Raw genomic sequence first — 2,525 nt, forward strand, 5'->3', positions numbered from 1 at the left:
CGTGGCGGCCGGGGGCGCCGCGGACGCGGTTGCTGCAACGGCCGGCTTGGCGGCCGGATGGTGGAAGATCTTGTCCATGATCGCCCCGAAGATGCTCATCGGTCAGGCTCCGTCAGCGCCGGCAGGTCGCCGGCGACCTGCCAACCCGGCATCAGACGGAGCGTTCCGTCCCAGTGCGTCGCAGGATACCGCGGTTTGGCCTTGGACGAGGCCTGTGGCCTGAAACGGGTGACCGCCGCCGAGAGGGCCTTGCCGGTCGCTCCGGGCACGGGCGCAGGATGGGTGGCGGCGTAGATCGAAGGTGCGGCGCCTTCCGCCCTATGACAGGCGGTGATCTGGTCCATCAAGCGCCGCTGGCGCGCCAGTAGCGGCTGCGCGCTACATGCCTGCGTACCACTCGTAGCCTCGGTCTTCCCAATAGCCCCCCTTGCCGCCGTTGATCCCGGCGAGCGTACTGGTGAGCGAGATGCGCTGGATGTACTTGGCCTGCTTGTAGCCGAGCTGCCGCTCCACCCGCAGGCGCAGCGGCGCCCCGTGGGCGACGGCGAGGGGTTGGCCGTTCATGGCGTAGGCGATCAGGGTCTGGGGATGGAAGGCGTCCACCAGGTCAATGCTCTCGTAATACTGGCCGGGCGCCTGATCCCCGCCTTTAGCCGGTTCACCCTCAAGATTGTCGGCGCAGTAGAAGACGGCGTACCTGGCGCCCGGCTGCACCCCGGCCGCCTTCAGCAGCAGGCCTAGCGGCGTCCCGGTCCAGCCGCCGATGGCGCTCCAGCCCTCCACGCAGTCGTGGCGGGTGATCTGGCTGCGGGCGGGCAGCCGTTTGAGGGCGGCCAGGCTCAGCGACAGGGGCCGGGCGACCATGCCGTCGATGACCAGCTTCCAGTTGGCGAACCGTTCGCTCACCGCCTGGTTGTAGGCGGGATAATCCGGGTTCAGAGTGCCGTTGGCCTTGAAGTCGCGTGAAATCTCCGATGGCTGGTACTCGCGCGCCAGCGCGCCGCCGCCCAGCAGGAAACGCTGGGTGTGCAGAGTCCAGTCCGCGCCATAGTCAAGCACGTGCTGGAAGGCCCGAGCGCCGTTCAGCTTGTCGGCGTGGATCGCCTGGGAACAGCCCGCCAGCAGCAGGCCCGAGCCGGTGAGCCCACCCGCCAACGCGGCGCGTCGCGTGAACAGCGCCATCTCAGCCGCGGCCCCCGTGCAGGCGCGGTGTGGGCGGCCGGTCGGGGGGCACGTGGTAGGCGCCTGTGATGATGGAGCGGATCTCGTTGATCGGGCCCGCCAGGAACACTTCGGCCACATGGACGAAGATGAACAGGGCTATGGCCGCGGCGAAGGCGAAATGGAGCGTGCGCGCCGACTGGCGGCCGCCGAACACATCAAGCAGCCAGGGGGCGAAGGCGTCGAGTCCCGGCGATAGGGTCAGCCCGGTGCCGACCATGCCCAGCACCAGGGAGATCAGGCCCAGATAGGCCAGCTTCTGCAGCACGTTGTAGCGCTTCGCCTCCTCGCCGGTGGGATGCTTGTTCCGCAGATGCTCCCAGATCGAGCGAGGGATCGACTTCAAGTCGCGCCATGTCGGCCATAGGTCGCGCTGGACGTGGCGGATCCACAGCGACCAGGCCAGATAGACCGCCCCATTAGCGATCAGCGTCCAGGCCAGAAAGAAATGCCAATGTCGCGAGTCGGCCAAGTCCTGGAAGCTGGGGATGGTGATCCATCCCGGCCAGGCGCGCGCCATCCAGCTCCCATGGCTCTGCGACCAGCCCAGCACACCTGTGGTGTCGATCCGCCACGAGCCTAGCTGAGTGATCCCGCGCGTCGCCCCCTGCACGCTGGCCGGATGGATGGAGAGGACGGCGAGGTCGTACGCGTCGCCCTTCTGGCCCCAGTAGAGCCTGGGATGCGCGTTGAAGATGTTCAGTCCCGTGCCGATCATCAGGAAGATGACGACGGCATTCACCCAGTGGGTCACGCGCACCGGGAGCGTGTGACGGTAGATCACCTCGCGGCGGGTGCGGCGGGCCGGCTCCACGACCGGTCCCATCGGCTCGGCGGAGACATCGGTGCTCATCGCGCTCACTCCCGGTCATCCGCGGGATGGCTCCGCGTAGTCACTCCGTCATATAGCTCGCCCTGTGTGCGAGTGACACGACGCTGCCTGCTCTGATGCTGGTGGAGACCCTCAACGCGTCCCTTGACTGGATTGGCGGCGTCTCTCTTCGGAGAGGAAATCGTTCGGCGAACCGGCAGCGTGCTGCCGTGATCGACAGGTGCGACCACGGCACGATGCGCAGGGGCTGGGACCCGGGTTACGCCGCGCCTCGCGGCGAAGGCTTGGAGGCGGCGAAGCCGAACGTTTCACGTTGCAAACGTTCCCGATATCCTGGTGGAGCCGAGGGGAGTCGAACCCCTGACCTCCTCATTGCGAACGAGGCGCTCTACCAACTGAGCTACGGCCCCAGGATCAGGTCCGCGGGCGGGCGTAGCGGCCGTCCGCGAGGGGCGGACATGTGTCGGTTCAG

3 protein-coding genes and 1 tRNA gene are annotated in these 2,525 nt (G+C 67.6%); all 4 read right to left on the reverse strand.

Annotation, left to right across the window (positions count from 1 at the left end; genetic code table 11):
- Positions 1 to 95 precede the first annotated feature (95 nt).
- Positions 96 to 344, reverse strand: a complete 249-nt coding sequence (locus tag HUV06_RS15905) for a hypothetical protein (RefSeq protein ID WP_174302213.1) — start codon at positions 342 to 344, stop codon at positions 96 to 98.
- A gap of 34 nt (positions 345 to 378) precedes the next feature.
- Positions 379 to 1,182 carry a molybdopterin-dependent oxidoreductase gene (locus tag HUV06_RS15910; RefSeq protein WP_174302214.1) on the reverse strand — a complete coding sequence of 268 codons (804 nt, stop codon included), beginning with the start codon at positions 1,180 to 1,182 and terminating at the stop codon, positions 379 to 381.
- 1 nt (position 1,183) lies between these two features.
- Positions 1,184 to 2,074: a cytochrome b/b6 domain-containing protein gene (locus HUV06_RS15915; RefSeq protein ID WP_254601198.1), complete on the reverse strand. Its 891-nt coding sequence runs from the start codon at positions 2,072 to 2,074 to the stop codon at positions 1,184 to 1,186.
- A 313-nt stretch (positions 2,075 to 2,387) separates the two neighbouring features.
- Positions 2,388 to 2,463 (reverse strand) — tRNA-Ala (locus tag HUV06_RS15920).
- Positions 2,464 to 2,525: the final 62 nt, after the last annotated feature.

It is taken from the genome of Caulobacter sp. S45, assembly GCF_903642205.1.
Lineage (GTDB): Bacteria > Pseudomonadota > Alphaproteobacteria > Caulobacterales > Caulobacteraceae > CAHJWH01.